Source organism: Bradyrhizobium sp. 157 (assembly GCF_023073815.1).
In the GTDB taxonomy this organism is placed as follows: domain Bacteria; phylum Pseudomonadota; class Alphaproteobacteria; order Rhizobiales; family Xanthobacteraceae; genus Bradyrhizobium.
In genome coordinates, this window is record NZ_JADPKF010000068.1 from 26,297 (window position 1) to 53,019 (window position 26,723).

The following is a 26,723-nucleotide window of genomic DNA, read 5'->3' on the forward strand; positions in this document are numbered from 1 at the left end:
CATTTCAGGCCCCGGTTCTTCGGTGCCAAGCAAACTCAGATAACGATCGAACGGGCCTGACCACGCGGTGATGAATTTCGCCTCCGCCCTCGCTCATTAAGCTTCGGCCGACAGGGTCGCTGCGCCCTTTCCTGCGAAGGGTACGCTCATCGCGCGTCCGCCCGATGCAATACAGAACTGTTGCCGCTTGACGACAGTCATCGCCATCCCGGCACGGCGACCGTACTTCTACGCTTTGCGAATCGTCCGCGTCGCGCCTTTACTGTCAACGCAATCTGTATTTCCTGAGCGTTCTATTTTCCGTGCCGCGCCAGAAAAGGCGCGGGAGCTGAAGTGCGTATTTTTACGGGCCGATTTCCCCTACGGGACGCCCCGAAGACCACGGTGTGAACCGTGGCTGGCATGAACCCTGCATAGGTTGAACGAAATAAGCCAAACGAACCGATATCCAGCAACGAAGGTCACCATGCTCGTTACTCTCGTCGCCGTTCTCTGCAACAGCCAGCTCTGTCTCGAAAAAATCGTCACCACCAGTGACCAGTCCGGCATCACCATGAGCGCCTGCGCGGTCAACGCGCAGATCGGAATTGCCGACTGGCTCGCCAAGGGCCCGTATCGCGAATGGCGATTGCAACGCTACAAGTGCGTGCTCGGAAAGTACGTTCCGAAGAACGAAGCCTAAGGCGCCGCAGGCTGCCTCACGCTGGCGCGGCTGTTTGCCGGGCATAACGAATTTGCGTGCGTCAACGTTCGTAAGCATGACTCACCTACTCGCGGCGCGTTGCGCCCGAGGTTTGCATGAACCTTTTCCCTCAAAACAGAGGGAGCAGGGAATGCCGGGTGCTTGCTGCACCCGCGGTCTCGTGTGCAAGAGATAGAGTGAGATGCGCACACGAGCATACAGGTACAGCCGGAGCACTCCGGCATTCCCTGCGCAATGGTTTGACGGCTTATGCCGCGCTCTCCCTGGAGACGAATTCCTCTTGCCTCCATCACTGCCGGCTTGATGGCGAGATCGATCCGGTCGGATCAAATTCGCCATCGGCAGCTTGGCACCAGCCACGGGTGTCAGGACCACACGTCTATATTTTGGTATTCGGTGAAACACGCCGAAACGAAGAAAAGCCTTTAAAACAAGTACTATTCGCCTAGCCTGTTTCGGGGTGCTTCGGCGGGTTTCGCCAAATCTAGGGCCCGGCCCCAAGGCCAGCCCTATTGGTCAAACCCTTTAGGAGCCTGAAACCGCAATGGATATTACCACAACCGCCGAACCTGCTGGCAAGCGACCGCGCAAGGGCAGCGTCATCCTGACCGATCGCATGTGCGAGAAGCGGGTCGCGAAGCGGGTCAAGATTTACGACCGCAAATGCCCGGGCCTCTACGTCAGCATCATCCCGGCCGGGATAGCGACCTTCTTTTTCAAGTTCACCGATCGCGCCACCGGCAAGCAATGCTCCAAATGGTTGGGCGTCTATAACCCCGAAACCTTCGCGGTCGAGCATGCCCGCACCGAGGTCTATGCCCTGAAAACCCGGATCGGCAACGGCGAGAACGTGGCAGAGAGTTTGCGGCAACAGAAGGCGCAGAAGGCAAAACGGGGCAAGACTGTCGATGAGATCATCGAGGAACGGATCGAGTGGATGAAGACGCCGGTTCGCAAGCCGGACGGAGAAATGCGACCCCGGCTGGAAAGCTGGGAAAATACCGCCAGCCACTTGCGGCGCTTCGTTAGCCCAAGGCTCGGCAAAAAGCTACCGGGCGAAGTTACCAAGCACGACATTGCGACGCTCTCGAATGATATCGTCGAGGGCAAGTTCGGGGTTCCCTCGGTCAGCAATGCGCGGCATATGCGCAAGGCGGCCTCGGGCCTGTTCAACTGGGCAGCGGAAGCCGGCCGCGATTATGTAACCGCCAGTCCTTGCGTAAACCTGCCGAAGCTTGACCCGGAGCATCCGCGCACGCGCGTCCTTTCCGAGGACGAGATCAGGATTTTCTGGCACGGCCTCGACCGCGACGACCTGCCGTGGGATCGCCGAACGAGGCTCGCGCTCAAATTCGAGTTGGTCACCATGTTGCGGTCGGCTGAACTGCTCGGCGCACATTGCGACGAACTGTTCGATCTCGACGGTGAAAATCCGCGCTTCGACGTCCCGCTCAAGCGCGTCAAGAAGCGGCGGGTGATCCAACAGCCGCTTTCCAATCTGGCGGTGGAGATCATCAAGGAGGCCCTGCGCGGCAGCAACAAGCAGTTCGTGTTCGCGAGCCCGCTGGGCGATATGCCGATGAACCGCAAGATGATGGCAACGGCGCTGCGTGGCACGAAGCACAAGGGCAAGGTCAAAACGCCCGGCATCTGCGCGCTGCTCGGCCTCAAGCCGTTCACCCCGCACGATTTGCGCCGGACGGCGGCGACCCTGGCGGGCGATCTCGGCTTTGATGATGGGTGGATCGCGAAATGTCTCGATCACGCCGCGAGCAAGAAGCAGGAGCAGATCGTGCCTTCCGTCACCGGCAAGGTCTACAATCACTCAAAGCGCATGAAGGAGAAGCGCGCGGTGCTGGATGGCGTCGCAGCGGAGGTTCGGCGGATCATCAGCGAGCCTGCAGAAACGGAACTGCGTCTCGTCGCCTGAACTTTCAGCCCGCCCCCATCTCCGGGTCGGGCTTTTCTCTTTGAAACACGCTGAAACGCGCCATTTGGTCACTGGTACGTTTACTGGCGCGGGGAGGAAACGGTCCGGGCCCTTGCGCAAACGCATAGGCGGGCCGCCCGAGCGGGTATGCTGGCGGTACCATCACGGGTCGCGGCGCGGCTGTCGCATCTGTCGAACCACGACCCTTAGCGAGATCGACGCCGAAGTCCGCGCGGCGCTGACCGAGGTCGGAAATAGATAGGATTGACACCGTGGCGCCGCCAAAGAAAACAATCTAGAGTTATTCTTGGCGATGGAAGCAAGGCCGAGGGGGGTGTGCGATGCGCATACGGCGGATGAAATTCGAACTGTTTGCTATTATGGCGACCTTGGGGTTCGGCGTAGGAATACCGAGTTCAGGCTTCGCCTCTAGTGTCACGGTCGGCTCATGGAATAACGCAAACTGTGCCCCTTTCAATTGCAGTGTTAACGGTGGTGTCCCCGTTCATTATCAGCAAATCTATTCCGCTAGTGCGCTCGGGGGGCAGCTAACGTTTGATACGGTCACGTTTTACAACGCTCTCAGCGGTGGACATCCTGAGGTCGTCAACGCCCACTATCAAATCTCCTTTTTTCAGACCACGTCTGCTCTCCACACAAACGAGCCGATCCCCGATCCTGGATCATTTCATAAATTCTTCGATGGTGAGCTTGGCGGCCCGATAGTGGGGTCAAGTTACAGCATTGTAGGCAACCATTATTCATACCGAGGGAGGGACAACTTGGTTATGGACGTTGTTGTGACAAATCCGGCAAACGTACCGAACGATGGAAGAAACTCATACTTTCAGGCGGATTATAGCGGATCGACGACAACTCGTAGCCTGGACATTGGGTTTGGTCTGGTTGCAGACAACGTCGGGTTGGTCACTACATTTAGCGGCGTTGCAGCCGTCCCCGAACCCTCTGCATGGGCTATGATGGTCCTCGGCTTTACCGGCGTCGGCTTCCTCGCCTATCGCCGCCGCAATCGGGCCCTGCCCTCACCGAGGCCTGATTTCCAGCTCCTATCAGAAGCTACCGAGAGATCGCCTTCGGGCGTTCTTTCTGTTCGGGATTGAGGTCAGAGATGGGGCATATAGAATTATTTGCCGGACACAAACCGAATGGGGCGGCCGATGGCCAAGAGGATTGAAGGACAACGCGTCGGGCGGGCCCGCTCCTTTAACGATAACCTGCCCAAAGGCGAGTGGCGATCGGGCATTGGCAATCCAGAGATCGCCGCTATGGTCGGTCAGTTTATTGTCGCATTGCCATACATAGAAGAAAGCCTGGTGCCGTTCTTTGGCCGGCTGATACTTCTGCCAAGTGCATCAACCGATGTGGCGCGGCAGGTGCTGCGCAGCATCCGGACCGCGGAGGGCAAAATCAGCGCGATGAGTGCGGTCCTACAAAACTCGTTCGTGCACGCTGGCAAGCCCGATGTATTCGATCAAGTCATCAAGCTTTATGACAAGATCAGAGACAAGCGTAACACGTATGCTCACGGGCTTTGGTCTACTCACGAAAACGGCCGTGTCTACGTTGTAAGAACGGATGACGACGTGCTGCGCTTCAACGAGGCAAATCGCCGAGAGGTGACCAAAAACGAGATTAAGGAAGATCTTAAGCGTGTTGATGAACTAATGGCAAAGATTGGCGAAGCCGCCGCGTGGGAAGATCGAAATCCCATTCCACACGGGAAGCGGCGCATGACCATGAAAGTACGGGTGTCCGAACCGCAATCGGTGTCGTAGCGATCGAGCGCGGCTGGCTCGCCGAAGCGCAGCGAACCCTACCGCGATCAAGGCAGCCTGTGGAAATCGAGTAGTCAGGCGTGCTGCGGACTCTTCGGGCCGCAATGCTGGCGATCCCGTCGCAGGTCGCGGCGCGGCTGTCCCGTCTTTCGAAGCATGACCTTGCCGAGATCGACGCCGAGATCAGGGCGGTGTTGAGCCAGGCTGGTGAGGACCGATGATCGTTCGAGCGGTTCTAGTTCGAGCCTACGAGAACGCAGTCGTCCCCCCACGGAGAGCCTGCCCATCTTTTCATCTTCGGGCAACGAAACGATACTGCTTGCCCTTTCCGCAGGTCGGCCATTTTTTGTTCTTCTGACTTCAGGACATGCATGCTCGCGGACATGAATTGATTTGGGTCACCAGACTAATGTATACATCATCCAAAAAGTTCTTATTGATCGACTCTACCCGTCCAGTTACTTCGACAATCTTGCCTTTCAGACGGTTGTCGGTTGCGACTTCGTTGTTGTCGTGTTCTCGAAAAAGTTCGGTCGCCGTGACCCGAACGACTTCGGCTGGACTGCCGGAAATTATGCCATTGCGCACATCTGTGAGCGTGGACGGGCGGCTAATACTGCTGTCGATGCGCACTGGCGGGCTGCTGCTGGTGTCAGTACCCATCCTATAAAAAAGGAAAATCACGCCGAGAACGAGCATGATCCTTAGAAGCGATTTCATATCTTCACCGCGAGAGTTAACTGGATTACTTGGAACTTGTGTTACTTTCCGCACTGGGATGTATTGAGCAGGATCAATAGCGTCTATCCGGGAGAATGCGGAAATTGCTGGAACCCTATGACCACCATCACCGACATCCGCCGCAACTGCTGCGCTCGCTGATCCCGCCGCCGCGCCTGCGATTGTCAGGTGCACCCATGGATGCTGGATGCGGCGCGGTCTCCCGCTTTTGCGTCAGCTTCACCATGTGCACGGGCGGCCTGCCTGTATCGGCTTTTCTTGCGATTTGGCATTTCAAGTGCGGCTCAAGTCTTCCACGGATAGCGCGTCAATTTTCGCTCTTCAGGTGGTTCAGCATGGTATTGCAGGCGTCCTCGGCCTCAGCGAAAGTTTTGAAGGGCGAGCCGATGATCTTGATCGCGCCACGACTCTGGTAAAGCGGACGCCATGACCCGATATAGCCGGGGCTTCCGTGAAGGCCGGGACCGGTGAGACTCTCGAAGCTGATCACAAACGAATAGCCGTCGCTGCTTGCGCTCCATATTTCCATGTCCTCGACGACACGGTGGAATTGCAGGGACATTGCCAGTCGCTCACCTGTGGCTGCCAATTCGGCTGACGCTAACCTGCGACATTGCTCAGCGATCCACCACCCTCTGGCGGGCTGACTGGCGTGCGGCGGGAAAAACCTGCATTGCTGTTGTATTCGCGCAACGCATCTTTCTGCTCTACGGCGATATGCTGGCGTTGGGCTGGGGAGAACCGCAATGTTCGACGTCTATCTAAACGGCAGGCGCGATTTGCTGGTCGTCCGTAGGGGATTCCTATCCCTCCTGGCGACGCATCAGGCAGATGGCGCAAGCAGAAGAGACGGGTAGTCAGTGTCAGCGAGGAGATTAGGTGGGCCGTTCAACGGCAAGGCTATTACATGCGAAAGGTAGGCGATTTCAGGAAAACTAGAGCGCGCGTCATGGGAAGAAACCGGAGAACCGATGCGTAGTCCCCGCAAATAGTTTTGCGGAATACGCGCCGGACCCGAACCGGGGGGCAGCCTCTAAGCTATTGTCGGACCGTCGTTTGCTAACGGCTGAGGTCTGCTAGGTTTGACTTACGAGGCATTAACTTGAGCCCGTCGTGGCCGCAAATACATGCCAGGTTCCGCCTTAGTAACCATTTAACACGTTCCTGCTATCAGAGGCGGTATTTGAATTAGGAATATTACCGTGGTCGAAACTCGGGTTGCGCCGCGCATTCGGATCATGAAAACTGCCAAGATCGATTATGGCGGCGACAAGTATCCCTGCGTTGTCCGCGATATATCTAGCACCGGCGCGGCGCTAGAGTTTTCCGATTTGATCCGCATTCCCAATGAATTCACACTGATCATGCCGGATGACCGATTGAAGCTTTCGTGCCGCGTTGTCTGGCGCAGAGGGTATCGCGTCGGCGTGCGGTTTGATAATTGAGTGTAGACCGGCAAAAAGGACGTGGTTTGGTTTGCGCTGCATGATGACCGACCGCTTTTCGCGTCCGGCGGCATCTGGACCGAGTTCAAAGGCGACCGGCGTACCAAGTCGAAGCCGATCCCCGGACCGCACCTTGTATACGGCTTCCTGACCACCGCGCCCAATGCAGTGGTCGAACCGATACTCCCAAAGCGATGCCGGCGATCCTGACGACGGACGAAGAACGGGATGTATGGATGCGCGCGCCGTGGGATGAGGCGAAGGCGCTGCAACGGCCATTGCCCGACGACGGGGCCAAGATCGTCGCGCGAGGCGACGACAAGGAAGACAAGGCCGCCGCCGCGTGACCGATCGCGGCTGGCCGCGCGATTTCGACGACCCGATCCGGTTACCCGACGGGCGAATGCTGGTCACATTGCACGATGCGGCAACCTACATCACTGGGCTACCAAAAAAGGACGCCGCAGAGCCGGAATGGCAGGCGCGATTGCGGCGTTGATGTTGGTGGTCGAACTCGGAGGCCCCGACGATGTTTGCCCGGATCGGCGTCATGAAAGCATTGAACCGGGGCCACGTTCGGGAGTTTAAGGAGTCCGGGAAACAGCATCATCGGGAGCGGAGAAAGCTCAAGAGGGACAGGCTGTAATCTAGTTCACATCTCGGGCCCCAAGAAAAATGATAGCTTGGAGCCTGATGGTGCAGATCAAACAACGAGGTTAGATCATGCCCGCCATATTCGACCTCCTGTACCGCGAATACTGCCGTGCCCGCCTCGCCGAGATGCGGAAACAGCTTCTGATCCTGCCTGACAGGCATGAGGCCCCAGAGGCGCTTTGCGATGCCAAGGATGCTGTCGGCGCTAGTCCGGTCGGCGGCAGTGAGACAACCACGCAGCACGAACTGCTCAAGCATTAGGCCGATCTATTCCGGCATGTGCTTGGCTGATGGGCCTTGAGGGCCTCATGAAAACAGTCTGGATTTACGTCGATACAAAGAAACAGGTCGGCGACCGTGACCATCTCAAGGTGTTTGCAAACTCGGACCTCGCCGATGAATGGTTCTTAGTGAACGATCCCGAAGGCGTCGTGTTTGAATACGAGGTCATAGGCGTTGACGAAACCGGGTCAGGACGTCAACGGCATCGCTAGGACCGAAGCCGACCACCACATGATATGCCCGGCCTGCGGGTAATGGTTTGAGATGCGCCATCTCGGCCAAATCGCAGAGCAAACCACGACGACAGCGAGATTGAAGTATCCGAGGCTCGGAACCTCCGCCCGCGATGGTCGGGGCACCAGTCGCGTGACGTCGCTTGCGTGCATCTATTCGTTGCGACATGCCGGCCCCTTACCAAGCATCGCACCCGCTTGTTAGACCGAAGGTCCGGCGCAAAAATATATGTGTCCCCCTTACCACATCGCACCAGTTCCGCATCAATTTGTTCGCTTTGGTACAGACTCTTCTGCCGCGATCAGTAACGTTTCTTATGCGGCGGCGGTTGCGGACTCGTTTTAGGAAACCTCCAAGCCTCGAACGAGTCCGCTCGGGCCCGCGCCGTCGATTTCACTACTGTTGTGTCTGTTTTTGGCATCGGAGAATTGCATATGTCCAAGCGCCCCGCACCGGCTATTCCTTCAAACTACAGCCTCGCCAGAGCCTATTTCGACTTAAGGAAATTGAGAGAAGACGTTGAGTGCACCGAGAGATTGTCGGGGTTGCGCTCAGGCCAAGCGACAGAGGCGAATGTGGAAAAACCGAAAGCCGGATACTGCTAATTGTCCGCAGGTCGGCTCGCAATCGAATCCGAAGCTATTCGAATAAGATCGGTCGTTATTTGGACCTGTGATCGGCAATATGCAAATTGCAATGCGGTCGCTTCCGTAAGGTCTTTCGCGAGTGAAATCTTTCGAGCGTAATCTATCTTTACTGAAATCACTCGTTCTAGCAGAGCGATGGTTTCCGCTGAGTTCGGCGCAATCGACCTTGTTGCGGCGTCGAAGAACAGCGCGAATGCCTTTTCAATATTATCGAGGCTGGTGGCGGCCAGGTCGCGAACCTGAAATGGCACTTCCAATCCGTTATCCATCATCGGCAGCCGTCCTCTGGCCAATCAATCGGCGTGAACCTGAGCCGCCGCCTGTCCATTTCTTCGCGAAGCTTGTCGGCGTAAGCCTTGACGCCTTCACCAGCAAAGCGGTAGCGGCTCTTGCCATCTAGAATGACTTGCTGTCGGACGGCTTCATAAAACGCCATCAGGCGCTCGTCTTTCATTTGAGAGTAATTCATTGGTGACCCGGAAATGACGCGCTCAGAAAAGGGCATCCCAGAGCAATTGCGAAAAACTTGGCTAGTTCAGTTGCGGGCCACGCTTTGCCCGTTTCAATAATTCGTCCGGCTCGGCATCCAGCGCATGCAGCTTCCCCATCACTGAAATACTGACGTGATCCCTTCTCATTTGGCTTAGGTAACTGCGGCTGATCTTAGCTTCGTAGGCCAATTCATCCTGCGACCAGCCCTTAGTGTCGGTTTGAGGGGCGCATGAAATATATCGATAGAGTACTTGGCAAAAGCGAAGAGATCGTTCACGAGGCAGGCTTCGGTGATGGCTAACTTTGATGGATCACCAACCGGGCTGGTCAGGGTTCAAAAGAACTTCGACATTTGCCGTCGCTCGTCGCGACCTATCTGCAATGACTGATAGGCTGACACTGACTGGAAACATCACTCAAACGGCGGCTTGCGGCGTCATCGCAAAAGCCCGGCTGCCGTTTGAGACGGCCGGGCGAACGCAAATACAAATTTATGAATGCCGCAACGATACGGTATTTGTACAGAACACTCTATCCGGGTGAGTACGGGTGTCGCCGGCAGCGCCTAAGCGTGTCCCACTCCTTCTTTGAGCAACCCCGGATTACCGCGCCGGACGACCAATCGCAATGTGGTATGGCAGAGCGGACATTCGAACGATCGGAGTTCGTGGCCTTTGGCGAAATCTTGAACCGCCGTGAGCTTTCGCTCTACGGCGCAGGCGGAGCATACCGGTAATAACATGGCGCGACTCCTTCTCCCGGTTCGAGTGAGAGGGCCGATCCTATCTCTGCCCGACAGAGGCACGGTTAATTTTTCGATCCGTACTAACACGGCAACGGCACGGCATTTTGGGGCTGTGCGAAGTTTGGCGGTCAGACAAATCAACGAAAGAGCCCACCAACTGAGGCGGCTTCTTCGAGCCTAGTTACTTCTTCTTGCAGTTAGCGGCTTTGCAGTTTTTGACGTCTCTCGCATTCTGACCGCCATTTGGGGCGCAAGTGCCTATCGGGCATACGCCAGACGTTGTTTGGCTCTGGGATGGTGTAGTCGTTCTCTGCGCTCTCGCTTCCTCAACGACCACTAAGAACGATAGTGCCCCGATGGTCGCCATGATGGTGATCTTGGTCATCACTCCCGCGGTGGCTATCATCAGCGCGAGCTTCGCACTTCCCGCGAAATAGGCCACCCAATATTGCGGCGGGGAATTCATTCCAAAAGATTGCCTCTTTTGAGCAATCATCTTTTCCCGGCGGCGGGCGTAGAATGCCTAGGCTTCCGGCTGATGCCCGGAAGAAAACCCCCAACTGGGTTGGCGGCCTTGGTGCAGCGTAGCGTATAGCGCCGGGGTCGTTTGCCTTGACCCTCAGGGCGGGAGAATTCCTCCCGGACATCAGCGTCGAGGAATCCTTGAAATGAAAGAGGCCGCCAACTGAGGCGGCCTCTTTCGCGCTTTGCGTCAATTTCACTTTTTCAGGCCGGGCTTCGAATCACAGTAGCGAGTGGCCGACTCAAGTGAGTATCCGAGGCGCTGACTATCCCGGAGGCAAGTCGAGTACTTGCCATCGAGTTTGAGGACCAACGTTTGCCCGTTGGGGCCGGTGCGCGTCACGGTTGGTACCTGAGCTTCGGCAATGCCGACCATAAAAAAGGTCGCGGCGAATGCAACGGCTAGATTCAATTTCATTCTGTCCTCCCCCTTTGGTTGCCTTTGGACATCCTAGGCTCGGCTTCAAATTAGGCCACTGTTAACTTCAAACTAGGCCACTAAGGGTCGAAACAGGCCGGCGCCATTAGGACCATAGGAACAAATCGCGTTCACGGGCCTATTCGGGAACGAGACGCGCGAACGACGCTGCTCTAACCTTTTACCGGGTCCTACCGATAGGGAGGGAGACTCGCGGGTACGCGGGACCGCAGCCTTCCCGCATATCTCGCGGTGGTGTTTCCCGGTTTTGATGCCTCGACTAATATTGCAGAATGAGCGGGCTAGAACAGGTTTGGCAAGGATGGCGCGCGCTTTCGCGAACCGAGAAGGCGCAATTTCTGGCGCTGTTCCGTGAGCAGTATGCCCGGGAACGCGCGGTGGTCCTCCGGAGGAATGGCGGCGGCGCGCATGGCGAGAGAGTGTCGAGCCTGTCGGACCTGACCTTGGTCGAGGCGGACCTACAGCGGCTTCGGTCATAAACCGCCGCTGGCGCGTTTGACGGCTTGAGGAGTCCGGGAGGCCAGCCCCTTGGGTAAACGCATGGGCGGCCGTTTACGGCGCTGGTAAATTAGACTGATCGGGTTCGAGGCGATGGGGGCGTCGCGACCAATTGCCAAGCGTGTCCCTATAAAATCCTCCGTACCGATGCAAGGGTCGCAATCTCCGCCTTTCCCTCAGAAGCAGACGTTTGGAGCCGCCTATCGGGATGTCCGGTTTGGGCCACGAACGGACCTTGCGCGATGTCCGACTTTGAGTCCGGAATGCGCACCAAAGCGGACGTTCGCCCTCTGGGTTCACGCCCCTAGTCAATCAAAACTTATACGCGGCGGAAAGGTAGGTGAAGTCCACATCGTGGCCCCCCGCCATTTGCAGGACCCTGGCGGGATCGAAGTGGACGTAGCCGAGACCGATCTCGATATGACGATCCACCTGCCAGGCGAGATCGATAGAAAATTGACGGCCAGTGAATCTGCCGGGTTGGCCCGCCGTTCCGGCCACGGGCACGCCGGTCCCGGTATAGATTGCGTCGGCGGTCGTGGCGCGCCACAGAAAGCCATAGCCCAGCGTCAGCTGAAGCTTCTCCACCGGAGTGAACGACAAAGTCGGCTGCAGGTTCATGACATTCGAGGGCCCAAGGATTGCTGCTTGGTTGAAATAGGCCAGTTTTGGGAAGAGCGCGTTCAAGGTGCCCAGCGTGGCATCCTGCAAATTGCGGTCACCGCTTCCGATATCAGCTTTCAACCCGAGCCGAACCTTCCAGCCTGCAGGGTCAGACGTGTATCCGGTGTCGGTTGAGACTCCCCACGCCCGTATGTTTTGCCCTGCGAACGTACCGAACTGGCCGAGCGCCTCCCAGTCCCAATCCCAGCCCCCGGCAGCACCGAAGAAGCGCGACCCGATCGTTTGTCGTCGTTCCTCGCCTTGCCCCGCGGCGTAGCGGGCCTGTGTGTTTTCGAAGCCCAAATAGTAAAAATCGAGCTTACCGCCGGGCGCGAAGCTTGCCGGCATTGTGGAATAGAGGCCCCAGAAAGCCTGTCTCTGATCTGAGGGATCATCGAAGATGCCGGCCTGATGCTGTACAGGGCGCGTGACGAAGGCGTCGACGCTGACGCCCTCGATGGTGCCGCTCAGACGCGCTCCATCAAAGCTGCGGCGTACGTTCGGGGCATCCCGGATGGCCACCAGGCGCTGTGAGCCGAACACCATCTCCTGGCGCCCTAAACGGAGAATCGGGTCCCGGTCGGCACCGAACGGCAGTCGAAAATCGACAAAGGCCTGCTGAAAATCGAGCCGGTCGAGATATGGAGGCGCGGCGGCGTCCTTCCAGGGGGCAAGATGGTTGCCGACCTGAACGAACGCGCGGAAGTAGTCGCTCGCATGCAAGTCGGCGTGCAAAAGGAGCCGGTGTAGGAGATAGCCGTTCGGCCCTTGACCCTGCAACCCAAGATTCGGGTGCGAATAGAATTCGAAGCGCTCGCGGAGTTCGCCGCCGATGCTGAGATACCAGGCGGGATCCGAACCCAAGGGGATGTATTTGATCGGGTCCCAGATGTCCGTGCGCTTGGTCGGGTCCCGAAGATATCTGTAATCCTCCTCGAAACGGAAAAGCTTATAGGGGGGTGGCATATGCTGTTTTTGCTGTTGCTGCGCATAAGCGATCGATGCAGAGCCCAGAACGAGCAAGCAGCAAGGTATCCGGAGTGCTTGACGACCGTCCACGTCAGTCTCCCTTGGCACTTGGTTTCCCCGAGTTGGCAGGGGCCTTAACCATCGATCATTGACCTGCACCGGCCAATAAATGCTCGCGTGTCTACAGCCAGACGTCTGTCCAAATGTCGGGCCCCGCCCAGCGAAAGTGCTCCAAATCATAGCGCTCTGGCGGCGGCCCGCCAGAGCGCTAGAGCGTCCGTTCGCTAGGCTGCGCGTTGCGAATCCAACTGTTCGTGATCCACGGCGACCTGTTGAGCCTTTGTGTAGCTCTCCATCAGCAGCTGATAGGGCGGGAAGATCTTCGCGTAGACCTCGGCCCACTCTTTAGCGTCGTCGCGATGCCATGTCTTCTGCAGCTCCGAAGCGACCGCCGCGGTGTCCATCGGCACGACGCCGGCCTGGACAACACGCATCAGCGTGATCTCTTCAGCCATCTTCGAATAGGTCCCCGAGGCATCGATCACAGCGAACACTCTGTAACCCTCGTGCACCGCGGCGATTGACGGGAACGCCATGCAAACGCTGGTGATGGTGCCGGCGATGATCAGAGTCTTGCGGCCGGTTGCCTTGACCGCTGCGACGAACTCCGGATTATCCCAGGCGTTGATTTCGCCTTTGCGCGCCACGTATTTGGCGTGCGGCGCATTCTCATGAATTTCAGGGATCAGCGGCCCATTCGGCCCCTGCGGCACCGATGCGGTGGTGATTACCGGCATCTTGCACATTGATGCCATTTTGGCGAGCGCCGCAGCACGCAAGCGCAATTCCGGAAACGGCATGTCGCCAACGGTTTGGAAGAGGCCACTCTGGTGGTCGATCAGCAACATCGCGGAATCATCCGGATCTATGACCGGTCGCTTGCCTTCGAAGTTGGCAGGACTTGCAATCGTGCTCATGACTTTCCTCCTTGGTTACAGGTCATTTGCCCATGAGAGCCTCACGCTGCTGCGCGAGCCGAGCCGAGGGCCGGCAGGCAAGGTCCGGCCTTCGGAATGGCGCTTAGGCGTCGGCGCGGATCGCGCCGAACCTCCCGCTTTGAAAGTCGGTTATCGCACGCCTGATTTCGTCTTCGGTGTTCATGACAAAGGGGCCATACATGACGACCGGCTCGTCAATCGGCTCGCCGCTCAAGATCACGACCGTCGCATCACTGGAGGCTTCCAGGGTCACGTCACCACCCCTTCGGTCAAGCAGCACGAACTGCGCCTCACTCGCGCTCTCGCTTCCATTGACGAGAACGGTGCCACGTAACACCGCCATGCCGGCGGTGTGCCCCTCCGGCAAGGTAAGCGCTGTCATGCCGCCCTGGCTCAGCCGCAAATCCCAGACATTGATCGGCGTGAAGGTCCGCGCCGGTCCCCGGCTGCCCTGATACTCGCCTGCGATTACCCTAAGGCGACCCGCATTGTTTGGCAAAGCCAAAGCAGGGATGTCTCGGTCGAGGAGCGTCTGGTAGCCCGGCTCAGCTTCCTTATTCTTGGCGGGCAGATTTACCCAGAGTTGGACCATCTCCAACGTCCCACCCTTGCGCGCAAACTCTTGCGAGTGGAATTCCTCATGCAGGATGCCAGACGCCGCCGTCATCCACTGCACATCACCCGGCCCTATAACACCGCCTTTGCCTGTCGAATCGCGATGCTCGACCTCGCCCTGATAGACGATGGTGACCGTCTCAAATCCGCGATGCGGGTGCTCCCCCACGCCGCGCGGTTTCTGCGCAGGCGAAAACTCTGCCGGGCCGGCATAGTCCAACAGAAGGAAGGGGCTTACGTGCTGGCCGTGGCTTGCGTTCGAGAACATCGATCGCACCGGAAAGCCGTCGCCGACCCAATGCGGATTGGGACTTGCATAAACGCCGAGAACCTTTCGCATAGGATTCCTCCGTCCAAGGTTTCCATCGCTCGTATCGATGCGATAGAGGATAGGAGCGAGACAAACCCTCGAATAGTCGGCATAATCGAGTCGCTGTGTCCTATTGGAGGGACAATCGGCAACGATGCTGGATCTCAACGATCTCTATTTCTTCGCTCAGGTGGTCGAGCATAACGGTTTTGCGGCGGCGGCGCGGGCGCTCGGCATGCCGCGCTCAAGGCTCAGCCGGCGTATTGGCTTGCTCGAAGATCGTCTCGGTGTCCGTCTGCTGCAGCGATCGACTCGTCGTTTCACTGTCACGGAGATAGGTCTGGAATATTACCGCCATTGTGTCGCCATGCTCGTCGAAGCTGAGGCGGCGCAAGACGCGATCGAAAGGGCGCGCGCCGAGCCGAGAGGCATAGTGCGGTTGAGCTGTCCGTCATCGGTGCTTTATTTTCAGGTTGGTGACATGATGGCGCGCTTCATGGCCTCGTGCCCGAACGTCGAAGTCCATCTTGAAGCCATCAATCGGCCCGTCGATGTGATCGGCGAAGGATTCGACATCGCGATCCGAGTGCGCTTCCCGCCACTGGAGGAAAGCGATCTTGTCATGAAAGTGCTTGCAGAGAGCCCTCAACGTCTGCTGGCCAGTCCCATCATGATGAAGGAACTTTCCAGACCGCTTGTGCCAGCGGATCTCAGCAAGCTTCCGACTCTTGCCTGGGGTCCACCGCAACAACAAAAGGACTACGACTGGGTACTGGATGGGCCAAATGGAGCCACGGCCCGGATTCCTCACCAGCCTCGCTTGATAACCGAGGACATGGTTGCCCTGCGCCTCGCGGCCCTCCGCGGCGTGGGCGTGGTACAGTTGCCGACGATGGTGGTGACAAAAGACCTTTCCGACGGAACATTGATCGACGTGTTGCCGGGGTGGTCCCCTCAGTCAGGCATCATCCATGCCATCTTCCCGTCCCGTCGAGGTCTGCTTCCCTCAGTGCGTGCGCTCTTGGATTTTCTGGCAGCTGAATATGCGATCCTAAGCCGAACGGAGACACAGCAGCTACCGTGAAATACACGAGGCGATTGTACCGGCTCTGGGGATAAATATCTCGGCGAGTTATTGAGCGCGGAGCCTGATGTCCCAACAGGGATGCTCGACAAGCTCTGCAGATATGAATCCAGCGGGCTAAGCAGTTGCGATCAGTTGCTCCTGTTGGCGAGCCTTGGAATACCAGCCATTACGGCGTCTCCGACCTCGAGACCAGAATTGTAATCAGGGCAATGGGCTCGGGACGTCCGAGTTGGGTCATCTGCGGGCATCCACCAGAGCCAAAGGTGTGTCTGCTTGGCCTCAGAAATCGGACATCGCTCGTTATTAGTACACGCACTAGAAAAGCAGCGGCCGGAGGAGCGCCACCCCTCCGACCGCGCCGGGCGAGGCTGCGGGCAGACGGCTACGTTGAGCCGTGGCTATACCGCGCCGCCGATCGCGAGTTCTCATGCATCACGCGATCGGGATTTGCTCTTCGCCCAGCTCGACGGCTTTGGCTAGACCACGCAGTTGAGACGGTACGACGTCCAACGCAACCCCGAGCCTGGTGGCCACGCCGTCAAGGTAGTGACCGAATTCACGGGCCTGGAACGTCAAGTGCCTTATCGCGACGAGGTTTTCTCCGACACTGCGGCTCTCGCGGAGCAGCGCCTCAAGCCGCTCCTGGATCGCGTCGGCGGTAGTGAGGATGTCTTTTGCCGCTGCCTGTCGCTCCTCGCGCTCGGTCTCGGCGGCTACCGTCCGCTCCGCATCAGCGATCTGGGCTGCAAGCGCTGTGCATGCGTCGCTGAGGCTGGAAAGGCGCAACGTTGCGGCGTCGACAGCACTTTCAAGTTTCGCGATCGCCCCGTTGTCGATGATGTCGGATTCGAAGAAATATCTCTGTTGATCCGCCCTGGCTTGATCGAGTGCGGATTGGGCTTCCGCCTTTCGCTCGTTGAGCGTCAAATGGCGCGAACGCAATTTGGTGAGGGCCACTTCGAGGCTCTCAGTCGTTGATGTCTTTCTTGCTGCCATGGTGGAATGGTAAATCGTCGTCGCACAATTGGAAGGGTCACTCTGGCGTTGCACGCTCATTCCACGCCGACGCTTGCAGCGGCGCGCTCATTTGAGCGAGTTTCCTCGCCCGTGTCGTTGCACACAGCGCCGCGTGTTCGCCCTCGTGATCCCGAATCCAGCCGATCAGTCGCCTCTCGCTTATCAGCCAGATCGAGCTCGCGATCAAAACGCCGAGCGGCTTGCCGCATGCCGCGGCTTCGGTCGCCCGCCGCCGGATTGTGGCCGACGAGACGTCGGCGATGAAGCCCGCTGCATCGCTGGTCACCGCGTCGCCCGTGCCATACGCGTCGACCCAATCGTTCGACGGCGGAAGTTGACGCACCTGCGCGGTGATCTGCTCAAGCGCTCGGGCGATGCGTTCCTGCTCGTTCATCTGGATGGCCCGCAAGCCTTCACGTCATCGAGCCGGCGGACGCATCTTTTGCGGGGAAGCGGGCGTGACACTACGGCGTCGGCTGAGCGTGATGACGATCTGATTAATCGTATTCCAGTCGGGTCCAAGTTCCACAATATCTTGCAACTCGGCCAGTTCTTCAAAGGCTACCACGTCCGGCGGCTCGCCATTGTTGTTTTGGATGTCAGCCTTCCAGCGATACGTCATCTGTAGAGCTCCTTTCTTGGCAATAGCAGGTTCCTTCTGACCTCTGCCGCGAGCGCCGTTGCGCCATTGGTGCGCCGTTGGAAAACAGCTAATGGGCGCCTCTGCGCCATTAGCTTTTTCCTGTAGGCGCAATTCAACAATGGCGCAGATTGGTTGCGCCATTGGTGCGCCATTGAGTTGTGGTCAATGGCGCAACTCATGATGGCCTCTTTACCGGGTCGATCCAGAAGCCGCTGACGGTCTTCCGGGTAGACGGATTTTCGTAATTCTTGCGGACCAGCAGGCCGGACATGGTCCACGTCCTGATGATCCTCCTTGCGGCCGCTTCGCCCTTGTCCGGGCAATGCTTAACGATGACCCGCCATGCCGCGCGATCGAAGGCGTTCGGGGCGTCGGTATATCGATTGCCGTCAGGTGCGCCGGCTTCAATGTCGGTCAAAATCTGGTTGAGCAGCATAGTGCTCAGCCCTTCGAAGATGTCAGGCGGCGACCACGGCTCGACCGTCTGCACGCGGTCACCATTGGGATATAGATCAGTGCGGTTGCCGATATCGACGCCAACGATCCGAAACCATTTGGCCTCGACGGTTGGCGGCGCAATATTGACCTTGGCGCTGTCCATGCGGATCAGGCTGCGGCGATGGGCTTCGCTTAAACCAAGCGCCCGCGCTTCCTCGGGGCTCATGGTCGTCAGAGTGTAGACCAGCCTTCCGGCGTCTTTCATGCTGCTGGCGCCACGGCCTCGATTGGGGTTGCCGGGATCGGCCGGACCTTTCGCGGCATGGTGCGGCACATCGACGGCGATATCGAACTGTCCGGCGAGATCGCTGAGGATTTGCACCACCTCGTCAATCAGGCTGTTGCTGTTTTCGTCGACCGAGTGCGCCTTCACAAACGGATCGAGGCTGACGATGTCGATCTGATGGGCCTTGATGGTGTTCGCCAGTTTGACGGCAAGGTCACCAATGACAGGCCGGCCGTGCTGGTCCGTTGTCATGATCTTGCCGCCGCGCCCGCCGGGCGCCGCCAGGAATAGCCAGCCCTTGAGCTCGCTCCGTTCAACACCGTGGTGCAGGCAGGCTGCCCTGAGCCGGCGGCGCAATTCATCGGCATCATCTTCAAGCGAAACTATGAGCACACGCGAGCGCGCAAAGACATGTTCGCCCGTCAGCGCGCGGCCGGCCGCTAAGGAAAGCAGTTGCGCGGTGCGCAGCGCCGTTTTCCCGGTGCCCCCCTCAGCGATCACCGAGCTGACGTATCGTCGACAGAAGGTGTTTCCGAGTAGCCAACCGCGCGGTGGGATCGGCCGGTCATCATCGCCTGCATCCCACTCGCCCAGAGGCTCGGACGGTGTCGGCGCTGCTGTGTCCGCGACGGCCGGCAAGGTCGCGCCCGGCTGCCACGGCGGTGCGGCTAAGCACCGAGCGGTCAGGGCATCGGCATCATGCCTTTCCGGATCGAGCGCGATCCAGTCGCTCACGTCGCCCTTGGCGGGCAGATCGGTAAACGGGACAATGCGGATGCTCTTGGCGATGCCGTGCAATGCGGTCGCCGCCTCCAGCGCTTTCTCGCGTCCGGTCTTGTCGTTGTGCTCAAGGATAAGCACGTCGCGGCCAGCCAACGGCGCCTTGCAATCCGGCGTCCAGACGCCGCCAGCAACTGTGGTCGCGCATAGTCCAAGCGCGGCGACGTTGTCGGCATCCTTCTCGCCTTCGGTGACAAACACGGTCCCGTCTGGATACTTAGCCAAATCGGCGAGCCGATAGACGATACGGGAGACGCCTTCGAACACTTTGTGAGTGATCCAGCCGCCGCAGCCGTCTGGCCGACGCTGCCGAAAGGCCTTCGGCTCGTAGCGCACCACCTGATAGAGCAAACTGCCGTCGGCAGCGATGTAGTCGTATGTTGCCACCTCCTTGGCCGCCGGCTCGGCCCCTTTCGCCAGTGCGGCCGCAGCCCGCGCGGTGGCGGCGGCGCGCCTTGCGGCGACCTCCTCCGAAGGCGCTAGCCGAGACCCATTCGCGCCAGTGGCCGTTGTCTTAGGTTGGAAAGCCGGCAGGCTCGCCTTCTCCCGGACGTAATCTTTGAGGGCAATGGCGTCCCTATCTTTGTCCGAATGGCTGTGGACGAGGAAGCCGTCCGGCGCGGACGGAACGAGCGTAACGATCAGGCTGCGATCCTTGACGCTATGTCCGGGACCCGGTGCCGCAACATACGGGCCATCCTTCCCGAGGCGTACTTCGCCGCCAAGTCTGGCGGCAATTTGCTCTGCACTGACGTGTACTGACATTGGAGCGATCTTTGGGCGCGGCCGGCCTGACAAGGCCGGCCACATGCGGGCACTTAGAACGGAATGGGATCGTCCATGGCGCTCTTGGCGGGCTTCGGCTCTGCGACCGGGACGTCATTCTTTTCGACAATGACACCCGGCCAAGGCGCGTCGTCGACGACGTACCTCGATGATCTCGAAGACCGGATCGATCTCGTCGCGGCCGTTGCGGCGGACTGTGGTGGAAGTCAGCACGACGCGCGGCCGCCGGCGCTTGTCAGCAAAATCTTCCAGCAGCTTCCCGACGGCCGCCTTCGCTGCGGACTTGCTCGCTTTGAACAGCACAATCTGACCGCTGATTTCGTTGCGCAACGGAAGCGAGTACTGAAGGCTCCATGGATCACTGCGCCATCCGCCAGCGCTGACCTTCCAGAGAGATTTGTCGGTATGGGTCTTGGGCCGCGGCGGTTTCTCGTTTCCAAGAGCCGACACGTAAAGCTCGCCCGCGATCTGATTGTCATGAAACAGGGTCCATCCGACGGCGCACATGTCCGTGGCCACGACCCACTCGGAGTCGGTTACTTGCTCGCCACCGATCCTCCACACGCTCCCTTCGTAGTTCAGAAAGGGAAGCGGGGTAGCTTGAGCTTCTTGCGCGTGCCTCTTGAGGCGATCGATTGTCTTGGTATCCAACTCATCGAACGCGGTCATCGTTTTTCATCCTTTTAGGTGCTGCGTGCTGCCATTCCAGAAAACGGCTTCACGCGCGTGGGCAGCATTCGCGCGCGCGTCCGGCAATCGGTGGCAATAAATCGAGAAGCTGGTGGGGGTCGCAATCGGATGGACGCGCGGCGCTGCCCATCCGGCCATCGCAGGTGGCGAGCAGTTTGGACTGGCGCGCGTTTGGTTTGCGTACATCATCCGGCCTCCCACTTGCGTGGTTGGGGTTGACCGGGTTATGAAGCGGGCCGCTCAAGGTCCCGGCCTTCGCCGGTCGGAAAATGAAGTTTCACGCCGCTTCTGCTTGCCCCCAAGCAGGGCGGCGTTTCGTTTCAGGCAGCATCGGCCGCCGACGCCATCTGAAATTTTCTCAAATGGAGCTTGACCCATCTCCGTCCCATTTGCAATATTTACCTATGGGTACTCGTCATGGCGACACTTAGTCAGTTGGTAACTGCCATAGCCACCTTGGAAGGCTTCGATCCAGAGCGCGTCGGCGCGATCGCACGCGCGGTTCGCGAGCACCGGCTCATTCGCACGTCTGGGCGAGGAACCTCGGCCGCGCAGATGTCAGAGCCGGACGCGGCGAACTTGCTGATCGCCGCTAACACAGCGGATACGGCACGAACCGCCCCTGCCGCTGTTGCGCAATATCGATTGCTCCAAGCGAAGCGAAAGCGTGAATTCGGCAACGAGTTGGAGGAACTGATTTGGGCAGCCAAGCGGGAAATGCTGGCCGATTACGTTACGAAGATGGTCGCGCTTTTGGGCACACGCGGCCACGTTCTCGGGCGGAGACGTTTCCCTAACGCGACGTACAGGTTCGAGATCGAATTCGAGAAACCCGTTCCTAGCGTGTTCGTCGGAATTTCTATTTTGAACACCAGCCACAGGGATTACATCTCGTTCGGAGATCCTCCAAGACAGCCATCGGCTGAGGCCAGTGTTGACCGCAGGGAAAGAACAAGGATCACGCAGCGGACAATTCTTGCTATCGCCGATATTCTTCGGACGTAGGAGTGAGTGCCATGAAGGCGCATGAAAACGATTGTATCGCGGACGATTTGCTCGAAGGCGCCGAGGAGATCGCGCGCTTCATGTTTGGCTCCCCAGACAAGCGGCGCCGCGTCTATCATCTGGCCGCACGTTCGGACCTGCCGCTGTTTCGGTTGGGCGAAGTTATCTGTGGGCGCCGAAGCACGTTGCTCGCGTGGATAGCTGAACAAGAGAAGACAACACGAAAAGGTGGCATTCACCCGTAGTGTGGAGTTCGCGATGATCGCGCCCAAGCCACCAGCCGAAGCGGAAGACGGCGCCCCCCGGCCTCGACGTATGTTGACCGAGAAGCAGATTTTGCAACTCATTCCGATCGGACGTTCAACCCTGTGGCGGCTGGAACGCGCGGGCAAGTTTCCGCGAGGCGTTTTCATCTCGCCGAACAGAAAGATTTGGTACGAAAGCGAGATTATCAGTTGGCAGAACGCGCTCGACCAATCCGATCGGCGCCGGGGCCGAGGCAAAGGTCGGCGCGATCCTGCTCGGACTGATGAAGGGCATCATGTCCGCTTTCGAGGATAAACCGGGCACCGAGTGGTGTTGAGGCTGAATTCCGGTTTTGACCCAAAAGAGACAAATGCGCGTAACGGGAAATGGATGTCGGAACGTGGCGGATGTAACCGGCTTGGTGATCTTGAATGGCCCCGACGTGCAATATCGTCGGGGCCATCGTTGTGGTTGGTGCGGCTGTACTTGCTGTCGCGCTCAACGGACCTGCCTCGCCATTACACGAAGAAGAAGTCACTCGCGTGCAGTTGAGAGGGAGCGACGCCAGTCAATGTGATCGTGTTGTTCGTATCGTAAGTGATCACGGTGTTGCCGTTCCCGTCGCTGGCCGCATGAGCTTGCACGGCAGCAAAGTCTGCAAAGAGCGTGTTATCAATCTGGATGTGATCCTGCTTGAAATCGGTGATCACGTCCTTGCCGAAGTTGGGGTTGAACACGAACGTGTCAGAGTCTTTCCCGCCGGTGAGGGTGTCGTTGTCGCGTCCGCCAATCAGTGCATCGGCGCTGCTTCCGCCGACGAGGACGTCGTTCCCGTTACCGCCATCGAGTACGGTTCGGACGGTGCCTGCCTGCAACGGGTTGTCGTTCCCGTCCGTCCCGCTCTTATAGACTTGGCCGTTGTTAGCTATGGCCGAGATTGTTAGCGTGGCTGTGCTGGTCCCGCCATGACCGTCATCGACCGTATACGTGAACGTGTCCTGGGGCAGCACTGGGGATGCGCTGCCTCCCTTGTTGGCGGCATAGCTGTAGCTGCCATCAGCGTTCAATGTCAGCTTCCCGAAATCGCCAGCAAGCGCGTGGCCCACATTAGCCGAATTGCCGTTGACGGCAGTGACGTGCAAGGTGTCGGTGTCCGGGTCGGTATCGTTGGCCAGCACGCCGTGCGCGGCGTCGGCAGTGACGACCTTGCCCTTTGTTACCCCGGCGATATCGTCTTTCGCTATCGGGGCCGAGTTGGGGCTGGGCGTTGTCGTGTTCAGCAAAACTGAAACACTGTTATTGCTAAGATTGGATGTAGCTATATCTTGCTTGCTGTCACCGTTAAAATCCCCAATCGTGAGAGATTGGGGGTTAGCACCAACGTCAAAGGTGAGCGGCGCGCCAAACGTGCCGTTCCCGAACCCGCGCAGTACCGAAACGTTATTATCAGTCGCGTTTGCGACCGCCAAATCAAGATTGCCATCGTTGTCGAAATCGCCGGCTTGGACCGCCCGAGCTTCCTGGCCGCTCGCAAAATTCGCGGCCGCCCCAAAGATGCCGTTGCCATTTCCAAGCAGTACCGACACGTCACCGGAAGCGGCATTGGCCGTTACTAGGTCAGGCTTAGCATCGCCGTTAACGTCGGCCGTAATGATACGGAACGGATCTGTGCTTGCAGCGAAATTAGTTCCTGCGCCAAAGGTGGCATCACCGTTTCCAAGCAACACCGTGACGCTGTTGCTTGAGGAGTTCGAAACGGCCAAGTCGAGCGTCCCGTCACCATTGAAGTCAGCGGTGGCAACGTCACTCGGGTTAGTCCCTACGTCGCCGTCCCAGGCGAAACTAAATGCACCATTTCCGTCGCCGAGCAACACAGATACTTTACCTGAGCCTACGTTAGCAACCGCAAGGTCGGAATTGCCGTCGGCATCGAAGTCCCCCACGGTAATGCCATAAGGACTACCGGAGCCTGCCGCGAAGTTCGAGGTCGCGCCAAAGCTGCCATTGCCGTTGCCAAGCAATATTGAAACATTGTTGGAGGTTTGGTTCGTGACCGCTATGTCCAACGTCCCATCATTGTTAAAGTCAGCCAGTTTAACCATTCTACTGTCGAGTCCAGTCGAATAGTTCGTGGGTGTCAGAAAAGTGCCACTGACTGTCCCGAGCAGCACTGAAACAAACCCGGCGTCCCGGTCGGCAACGACGAGGTCAAGGAAACCGTCGGAGTTCAGGTCTCCACTGGTGATGAACTGCGGTGCAGGTCCAACGCCATAGTCGGCGTGTGAGGCAAACGTAATAGCCATTGAATTCTCCCTTTGAGAACATTCGAGGCGAGTAGTGCCCTCGCACTCAAGATTTCCAATTAGCCATCTCTGTTGAGGTCAGCGATGGCAGCGGAGAAGGGGAGATGTTCGGCCATGTCTTGCTGAAAGGTGCTGTTGCCGTTCTCCCCGAATGCACAAAGTTGGGGCAGGGCTGTTCAGCCAATCTGCTCGTCATAGCTGTGCACACGCGTGCAAACGCGAGTGCGGGTTGGCATTGATAGTTGAAGTCTTGAAAGCCTGCCGATGGCACCAACGCTGCCACTTCGAAGAAACGGAGAGTTCGGTACGTCGCCGTTATGCGGACAGCAGATGGCAAGCAAATGCTTGTCTGCCCGCGCCTATGCTCTCGGCTTAAGAGAAACGCAATATGATCGATTGGGGTACTCCAGAAGGATATTGAGTTCCCGTTTCGGCGTGTAAAGGACGACAACGATCCCGCTACAGCAAGGCTGTCTAGCACACGCTCGCTCGTGGGATTCGTTGCGGTTCTTGACCTTGATCCAGTGCTTGCACTGCCCCCTGTCGCGATACATTGAGACCAGCCGCTCAAGACCTATTCGGCAGGCAAGCTCTGCCTCTTTCGTTTGATGTGATTCCATGTCGCCTGTTGGCCCTTCGCGGACGAGCACGTGCGAGCGCTCGACGTCCGCTTTCAAGGGATGAACGGTCTAGGGCCTATTGGGGCCCGGCTCATGCGGGCGGGTCTTTTCTCTGTCATCCAAACTCGCCGAAGCCTTTGGCTTCTCTACGTTTTATCGGTTCTCTTGCGAACGAAAATAATGCTGGACTACAGGACCACACGGTTTTGCCGTACGCTTCAGCGCCGTACGTCCTGCGCGCCGCGTTCGCTCACGGATAACCGCCCTGCGAACAACTTCGCGCGCCCGGCGCTTTCGCGTCCACCGCAGCCCGGCCCACGTTCGTGACGATGGCCAACGCCCCTCTTGCGGGCCGGGATGACGCGAGTTGTAGGACTGATTTGCCTCGCGCGAGAACAGGATTCTTTTCTCGCGCAGGACTGGACAGGGCAAATCACGTTGAAAGAATTGGAGAACTTTCTGTTTACGCGCAGCGCCCCGTAAGGCGCCCGCATACCGTGAAGATGAAGATTTGTTCATCAGCATGCGCCGCTGCGACCGCAAGCGGGAAAAAGTGGAACACCGCCGCGAGCGAGGCGTTGCTTGGTTTCCTGCAACAGGAGAGATCACCAATGCTGAAGACGTTGATTACGGTTTCGACCGTGCTGCTCACGACCGCGGCGTTTGCGCAGGGCACCACGAAGTCCAAGGGCTCCTCCGAATACGCCCCGGGACAGAAGATGCAGAAGAGCACGACTTCGACCGCGCCGGGTGCGTCGGAATACGCGCCGGGACATCAGAAGAAGACGGCGAAGGGCCATTCGGAAAGCGCGCCCGGCAAGCAGACGACAACCGGATCGGCTGCGAAGAAGAAGTACTAATTCTCCAACAGCGCGGCCCGGCATCGATGCCGGGCCGTTTTGCGTGCGCGTGCAGGTTGATCTTCTCCGCAGGTCTCTGCGTCATTTGCACAGTGCGATGCATCAATGGACCGCTTTCTCTCACCGGAAAGCCGCTTCTGTGTCCCGCTGGTGACGATCACATTTAAAACGTGGGTATTCCTAAATTTTGCGATGGAACGGCCATGCCGATTCGCTAGTTTAAAGGTAGCGATTCCCAGAACTCGCAGATGGATGCACAGGACCGATGTTGCGACTCGCCAAGCTGATGAACCCGTTCGAAATCGCCCAAGACCGGGTCAGTCAAGACCGGATCACCCAGGACCGGCCCCAGCCGATCGAGCGCAAGGTGGTGAATCGCGCCGCCCGTTCCACGCCGGTCTGCGCCGCCTGCGGTTCCGACGACATCATCTGCCACGCCACCGCGCAGTGGAGCAACGAAGCGCAGGAATGGCAGCTCGCCAACACGTTTAATCAGCCGGCGCGCTGCAACACCTGCCACACCGACTGCAACCTGGTGTGGCTGACGCTGAACTAGGGCGCGCAATGCGGCGCCATAACGCCTAGAGTAGCCCGGATGGAGCGCAGCGAAATCCGGAGGCGATCTCTGCACCGCGCGACCTGTCCCGGATTTCGCTGCGCTCCATCCGGGCTACGATTCTCGCCCGCGTCAAATCTCCGCATATACCTCCAGCAGATTCCCATCAGGATCCCTGAAGAATAGCGTGCGATGGCCGAAGGGCTGGTTGGTCGGCGGCTCCAGCAGATCGACCCCCTGCCGCACCAGCTCGTCGGCGCAGCGGTCGACGTCGTCAGCGCCAACCTTGAAAGCAAGCTGCAGCGAAGCGCTCCCCGTGGGCACCGGCGCATCCTTCGCCGTCCGGCTCGGCCGCGCCAGCGCGAGCGTGTTGCCGCCGATTTGATACTCGATCCATCCCGCCGACAACTCGCGCGTCAGCGGAAAACGGAGAACGCCCTCATAGAAGCGGCGCATCGCCGCCATGTCGCGCACGAAGATGACGGTGTAGTCGATGGCGCGGATGGACTGGAAGGGGGAAGCGGTGGGTGTGTTCTGATCGGTCATGACGACGTTTTCACATTCGACGTGTGGCCCGCATGAGCGCAGCGACATGCGAGGAAAGCGCCCGAATGTCGCTTCGCTCATCCGGGCTTCTGTAACGGGCCTTAGTTAGTCAATCCCTTTTTGCGCTGTCCACCTGCCGGGCACTTGCTTCTGTACGGGATCGGCACTGAGGCCGTC

29 protein-coding genes and 1 pseudogene are annotated in these 26,723 nt (G+C 58.5%); 15 read left to right on the top strand and 15 right to left on the bottom strand.

Annotation, left to right across the window (positions count from 1 at the left end):
* The first annotated feature begins 466 nt into the window (after positions 1-466).
* From IVA95_RS15510 to IVA95_RS15530, 5 genes are all read left to right on the top strand, one after another.
* Positions 467-682 carry a hypothetical protein gene (locus tag IVA95_RS15510; RefSeq protein WP_057843360.1) on the top strand — a complete coding sequence of 72 codons (216 nt, stop codon included), beginning with the start codon at positions 467-469 and terminating at the stop codon, positions 680-682.
* 565 nt (positions 683-1,247) lie between these two features.
* A complete protein-coding gene (locus IVA95_RS15515) occupies positions 1,248-2,633 on the top strand; it encodes a site-specific integrase (protein ID WP_247511243.1) in 1,386 nt (461 codons plus the stop codon).
* A 356-nt stretch (positions 2,634-2,989) separates the two neighbouring features.
* Positions 2,990-3,754 carry a PEP-CTERM sorting domain-containing protein gene (locus IVA95_RS15520; protein ID WP_247511244.1) on the top strand — a complete coding sequence of 255 codons (765 nt, stop codon included), beginning with the start codon at positions 2,990-2,992 and terminating at the stop codon, positions 3,752-3,754.
* A 57-nt stretch (positions 3,755-3,811) separates the two neighbouring features.
* Positions 3,812-4,429, top strand: coding sequence for a hypothetical protein (locus IVA95_RS15525; RefSeq protein ID WP_247511245.1), 618 nt, complete (start codon positions 3,812-3,814; stop codon positions 4,427-4,429).
* An 80-nt stretch (positions 4,430-4,509) separates the two neighbouring features.
* Positions 4,510-4,650 (top strand): hypothetical protein, encoded by a 141-nt coding sequence (locus IVA95_RS15530; RefSeq protein WP_247511246.1) that lies wholly within the window; start codon positions 4,510-4,512, stop codon positions 4,648-4,650.
* A 139-nt stretch (positions 4,651-4,789) separates the two neighbouring features.
* Here IVA95_RS15530 and IVA95_RS15535 read toward each other — a convergent pair whose 3' ends face one another.
* Both IVA95_RS15535 and IVA95_RS15540 read right to left on the bottom strand, forming a co-directional pair.
* Positions 4,790-5,344 (bottom strand): OB-fold putative lipoprotein, encoded by a 555-nt coding sequence (locus IVA95_RS15535; RefSeq protein WP_247511247.1) that lies wholly within the window; start codon positions 5,342-5,344, stop codon positions 4,790-4,792.
* 133 nt (positions 5,345-5,477) lie between these two features.
* Entirely contained in the window at positions 5,478-5,732 is a 255-nt protein-coding gene (locus tag IVA95_RS15540; RefSeq protein ID WP_247511248.1) for a hypothetical protein, read from the bottom strand.
* A 640-nt stretch (positions 5,733-6,372) separates the two neighbouring features.
* Between IVA95_RS15540 and IVA95_RS15550 the strand changes: the two genes are divergently transcribed.
* The 4 genes and pseudogenes from IVA95_RS15550 to IVA95_RS15565 all read left to right on the top strand — a co-directional run bounded on the left by IVA95_RS15550 (position 6,373) and on the right by IVA95_RS15565 (position 7,763).
* Positions 6,373-6,615: a PilZ domain-containing protein gene (locus tag IVA95_RS15550; RefSeq protein ID WP_346658010.1), complete on the top strand. Its 243-nt coding sequence runs from the start codon at positions 6,373-6,375 to the stop codon at positions 6,613-6,615.
* A gap of 6 nt (positions 6,616-6,621) precedes the next feature.
* Positions 6,622-6,962: pseudogene (locus tag IVA95_RS15555) on the top strand (SOS response-associated peptidase); the annotation flags it as partial.
* Positions 6,963-7,338: 376 nt separating this feature from the next.
* The gene (locus IVA95_RS15560; protein ID WP_247511250.1) at positions 7,339-7,530 is read left to right on the top strand and encodes a hypothetical protein; all 192 of its coding nucleotides are present in this window, start codon (positions 7,339-7,341) and stop codon (positions 7,528-7,530) included.
* A 47-nt stretch (positions 7,531-7,577) separates the two neighbouring features.
* Positions 7,578-7,763 carry a hypothetical protein gene (locus tag IVA95_RS15565; protein ID WP_247511251.1) on the top strand — a complete coding sequence of 62 codons (186 nt, stop codon included), beginning with the start codon at positions 7,578-7,580 and terminating at the stop codon, positions 7,761-7,763.
* 623 nt (positions 7,764-8,386) lie between these two features.
* Here the strand turns inward: IVA95_RS15565 and IVA95_RS15570 are convergent.
* The 6 genes from IVA95_RS15570 to IVA95_RS15595 form a co-directional block, all read right to left on the bottom strand.
* Positions 8,387-8,704, bottom strand: coding sequence for a hypothetical protein (locus IVA95_RS15570; RefSeq protein ID WP_247511252.1), 318 nt, complete (start codon positions 8,702-8,704; stop codon positions 8,387-8,389).
* On the bottom strand, positions 8,701-8,886 hold the full coding sequence (locus tag IVA95_RS15575; RefSeq protein ID WP_247511253.1) for a hypothetical protein: 186 nt from the start codon (positions 8,884-8,886) through the stop codon (positions 8,701-8,703). Before IVA95_RS15575 ends, IVA95_RS15570 begins: the two co-directional genes overlap by 4 nt.
* Positions 8,887-10,387: 1,501 nt before the next feature.
* On the bottom strand, positions 10,388-10,609 hold the full coding sequence (locus tag IVA95_RS15580; protein WP_247511254.1) for a hypothetical protein: 222 nt from the start codon (positions 10,607-10,609) through the stop codon (positions 10,388-10,390).
* 831 nt (positions 10,610-11,440) lie between these two features.
* On the bottom strand, positions 11,441-12,814 hold the full coding sequence (locus IVA95_RS15585; RefSeq protein WP_247511255.1) for an alginate export family protein: 1,374 nt from the start codon (positions 12,812-12,814) through the stop codon (positions 11,441-11,443).
* Positions 12,815-13,044: 230 nt separating this feature from the next.
* Positions 13,045-13,728 (bottom strand): isochorismatase family protein, encoded by a 684-nt coding sequence (locus IVA95_RS15590; RefSeq protein ID WP_247511272.1) that lies wholly within the window; start codon positions 13,726-13,728, stop codon positions 13,045-13,047.
* A 112-nt stretch (positions 13,729-13,840) separates the two neighbouring features.
* Positions 13,841-14,713, bottom strand: a complete 873-nt coding sequence (locus tag IVA95_RS15595) for a pirin family protein (RefSeq protein ID WP_247511256.1) — start codon at positions 14,711-14,713, stop codon at positions 13,841-13,843.
* Between the two features lie 124 nt (positions 14,714-14,837).
* Between IVA95_RS15595 and IVA95_RS15600 the strand changes: the two genes are divergently transcribed.
* On the top strand, positions 14,838-15,767 hold the full coding sequence (locus tag IVA95_RS15600) for a LysR family transcriptional regulator (RefSeq protein ID WP_247511257.1): 930 nt from the start codon (positions 14,838-14,840) through the stop codon (positions 15,765-15,767).
* A 435-nt stretch (positions 15,768-16,202) separates the two neighbouring features.
* Here IVA95_RS15600 and IVA95_RS15605 read toward each other — a convergent pair whose 3' ends face one another.
* The 5 genes from IVA95_RS15605 to IVA95_RS15625 form a co-directional block, all read right to left on the bottom strand.
* On the bottom strand, positions 16,203-16,826 hold the full coding sequence (locus IVA95_RS15605; protein ID WP_247511258.1) for a hypothetical protein: 624 nt from the start codon (positions 16,824-16,826) through the stop codon (positions 16,203-16,205).
* Positions 16,804-17,181, bottom strand: a complete 378-nt coding sequence (locus IVA95_RS15610; RefSeq protein WP_247511259.1) for a hypothetical protein — start codon at positions 17,179-17,181, stop codon at positions 16,804-16,806. Before IVA95_RS15610 ends, IVA95_RS15605 begins: the two co-directional genes overlap by 23 nt.
* 24 nt (positions 17,182-17,205) lie before the next feature.
* Entirely contained in the window at positions 17,206-17,571 is a 366-nt protein-coding gene (locus tag IVA95_RS15615) for a hypothetical protein (RefSeq protein WP_247511260.1), read from the bottom strand.
* Between the two features lie 34 nt (positions 17,572-17,605).
* The gene (locus IVA95_RS15620; protein ID WP_247511261.1) at positions 17,606-19,699 is read right to left on the bottom strand and encodes an AAA family ATPase; all 2,094 of its coding nucleotides are present in this window, start codon (positions 19,697-19,699) and stop codon (positions 17,606-17,608) included.
* Between the two features lie 114 nt (positions 19,700-19,813).
* Positions 19,814-20,389, bottom strand: coding sequence for a hypothetical protein (locus tag IVA95_RS15625; RefSeq protein ID WP_247511263.1), 576 nt, complete (start codon positions 20,387-20,389; stop codon positions 19,814-19,816).
* 438 nt (positions 20,390-20,827) lie between these two features.
* Between IVA95_RS15625 and IVA95_RS15630 the strand changes: the two genes are divergently transcribed.
* Genes IVA95_RS15630 through IVA95_RS15640 form a run of 3 tightly spaced genes read left to right on the top strand, consistent with a single transcriptional unit; the run spans position 20,828 to position 21,976 of the window.
* Positions 20,828-21,415, top strand: coding sequence for a hypothetical protein (locus tag IVA95_RS15630; RefSeq protein ID WP_247511265.1), 588 nt, complete (start codon positions 20,828-20,830; stop codon positions 21,413-21,415).
* 11 nt (positions 21,416-21,426) lie between these two features.
* On the top strand, positions 21,427-21,660 hold the full coding sequence (locus IVA95_RS15635; RefSeq protein WP_247511266.1) for a DNA-binding protein: 234 nt from the start codon (positions 21,427-21,429) through the stop codon (positions 21,658-21,660).
* A gap of 13 nt (positions 21,661-21,673) precedes the next feature.
* Positions 21,674-21,976, top strand: coding sequence for an AlpA family phage regulatory protein (locus tag IVA95_RS15640; RefSeq protein WP_247511267.1), 303 nt, complete (start codon positions 21,674-21,676; stop codon positions 21,974-21,976).
* 203 nt (positions 21,977-22,179) lie between these two features.
* Here IVA95_RS15640 and IVA95_RS15645 read toward each other — a convergent pair whose 3' ends face one another.
* Positions 22,180-23,964, bottom strand: coding sequence for an FG-GAP-like repeat-containing protein (locus tag IVA95_RS15645; RefSeq protein ID WP_247511268.1), 1,785 nt, complete (start codon positions 23,962-23,964; stop codon positions 22,180-22,182).
* Positions 23,965-25,195: 1,231 nt separating this feature from the next.
* On the opposite strand from IVA95_RS15645, the gene IVA95_RS15650 reads away from it, so the two are divergent.
* Positions 25,196-25,444 carry a hypothetical protein gene (locus IVA95_RS15650; RefSeq protein ID WP_247511269.1) on the top strand — a complete coding sequence of 83 codons (249 nt, stop codon included), beginning with the start codon at positions 25,196-25,198 and terminating at the stop codon, positions 25,442-25,444.
* A gap of 265 nt (positions 25,445-25,709) precedes the next feature.
* Positions 25,710-26,000 carry a hypothetical protein gene (locus IVA95_RS15655; RefSeq protein ID WP_247511270.1) on the top strand — a complete coding sequence of 97 codons (291 nt, stop codon included), beginning with the start codon at positions 25,710-25,712 and terminating at the stop codon, positions 25,998-26,000.
* Between the two features lie 132 nt (positions 26,001-26,132).
* On the opposite strand, the gene IVA95_RS15660 is transcribed toward IVA95_RS15655, so the two are convergent.
* On the bottom strand, positions 26,133-26,546 hold the full coding sequence (locus IVA95_RS15660; protein ID WP_247511271.1) for a VOC family protein: 414 nt from the start codon (positions 26,544-26,546) through the stop codon (positions 26,133-26,135).
* Positions 26,547-26,723 lie beyond the last annotated feature (177 nt).

What these genes read in the sequence shown, in the direction of transcription:
- IVA95_RS15525 (WP_247511245.1), top strand. Translation starts at nt 3,812, where the DNA reads ATGGCCAAGAGGATTGAAGGACAACGCGTCGGGCGGGCCCGCTCCTTT.
- IVA95_RS15570 (WP_247511252.1), bottom strand. Translation starts at nt 8,704, where the DNA reads ATGATGGATAACGGATTGGAAGTGCCATTTCAGGTTCGCGACCTGGCC.
- IVA95_RS15560 (WP_247511250.1), top strand. Translation starts at nt 7,339, where the DNA reads ATGCCCGCCATATTCGACCTCCTGTACCGCGAATACTGCCGTGCCCGC.
- IVA95_RS15650 (WP_247511269.1), top strand. Translation starts at nt 25,196, where the DNA reads ATGCTGAAGACGTTGATTACGGTTTCGACCGTGCTGCTCACGACCGCG.
- IVA95_RS15600 (WP_247511257.1), top strand. Translation starts at nt 14,838, where the DNA reads ATGCTGGATCTCAACGATCTCTATTTCTTCGCTCAGGTGGTCGAGCAT.
- IVA95_RS15620 (WP_247511261.1), bottom strand. Translation starts at nt 19,699, where the DNA reads ATGTCAGTACACGTCAGTGCAGAGCAAATTGCCGCCAGACTTGGCGGC.
- IVA95_RS15580 (WP_247511254.1), bottom strand. Translation starts at nt 10,609, where the DNA reads ATGAAATTGAATCTAGCCGTTGCATTCGCCGCGACCTTTTTTATGGTC.
- IVA95_RS15510 (WP_057843360.1), top strand. Translation starts at nt 467, where the DNA reads ATGCTCGTTACTCTCGTCGCCGTTCTCTGCAACAGCCAGCTCTGTCTC.
- IVA95_RS15595 (WP_247511256.1), bottom strand. Translation starts at nt 14,713, where the DNA reads ATGCGAAAGGTTCTCGGCGTTTATGCAAGTCCCAATCCGCATTGGGTC.
- IVA95_RS15610 (WP_247511259.1), bottom strand. Translation starts at nt 17,181, where the DNA reads ATGAACGAGCAGGAACGCATCGCCCGAGCGCTTGAGCAGATCACCGCG.
- IVA95_RS15645 (WP_247511268.1), bottom strand. Translation starts at nt 23,964, where the DNA reads ATGGCTATTACGTTTGCCTCACACGCCGACTATGGCGTTGGACCTGCA.
- IVA95_RS15565 (WP_247511251.1), top strand. Translation starts at nt 7,578, where the DNA reads ATGAAAACAGTCTGGATTTACGTCGATACAAAGAAACAGGTCGGCGAC.
- IVA95_RS15615 (WP_247511260.1), bottom strand. Translation starts at nt 17,571, where the DNA reads ATGGCGCAACCAATCTGCGCCATTGTTGAATTGCGCCTACAGGAAAAA.
- IVA95_RS15660 (WP_247511271.1), bottom strand. Translation starts at nt 26,546, where the DNA reads ATGACCGATCAGAACACACCCACCGCTTCCCCCTTCCAGTCCATCCGC.
- IVA95_RS15515 (WP_247511243.1), top strand. Translation starts at nt 1,248, where the DNA reads ATGGATATTACCACAACCGCCGAACCTGCTGGCAAGCGACCGCGCAAG.
- IVA95_RS15575 (WP_247511253.1), bottom strand. Translation starts at nt 8,886, where the DNA reads ATGAAAGACGAGCGCCTGATGGCGTTTTATGAAGCCGTCCGACAGCAA.
- IVA95_RS15625 (WP_247511263.1), bottom strand. Translation starts at nt 20,389, where the DNA reads ATGACCGCGTTCGATGAGTTGGATACCAAGACAATCGATCGCCTCAAG.
- IVA95_RS15630 (WP_247511265.1), top strand. Translation starts at nt 20,828, where the DNA reads ATGGCGACACTTAGTCAGTTGGTAACTGCCATAGCCACCTTGGAAGGC.
- IVA95_RS15605 (WP_247511258.1), bottom strand. Translation starts at nt 16,826, where the DNA reads ATGAGCGTGCAACGCCAGAGTGACCCTTCCAATTGTGCGACGACGATT.
- IVA95_RS15520 (WP_247511244.1), top strand. Translation starts at nt 2,990, where the DNA reads ATGAAATTCGAACTGTTTGCTATTATGGCGACCTTGGGGTTCGGCGTA.
- IVA95_RS15635 (WP_247511266.1), top strand. Translation starts at nt 21,427, where the DNA reads ATGAAGGCGCATGAAAACGATTGTATCGCGGACGATTTGCTCGAAGGC.
- IVA95_RS15540 (WP_247511248.1), bottom strand. Translation starts at nt 5,732, where the DNA reads ATGTCCCTGCAATTCCACCGTGTCGTCGAGGACATGGAAATATGGAGC.
- IVA95_RS15640 (WP_247511267.1), top strand. Translation starts at nt 21,674, where the DNA reads ATGATCGCGCCCAAGCCACCAGCCGAAGCGGAAGACGGCGCCCCCCGG.
- IVA95_RS15655 (WP_247511270.1), top strand. Translation starts at nt 25,710, where the DNA reads ATGTTGCGACTCGCCAAGCTGATGAACCCGTTCGAAATCGCCCAAGAC.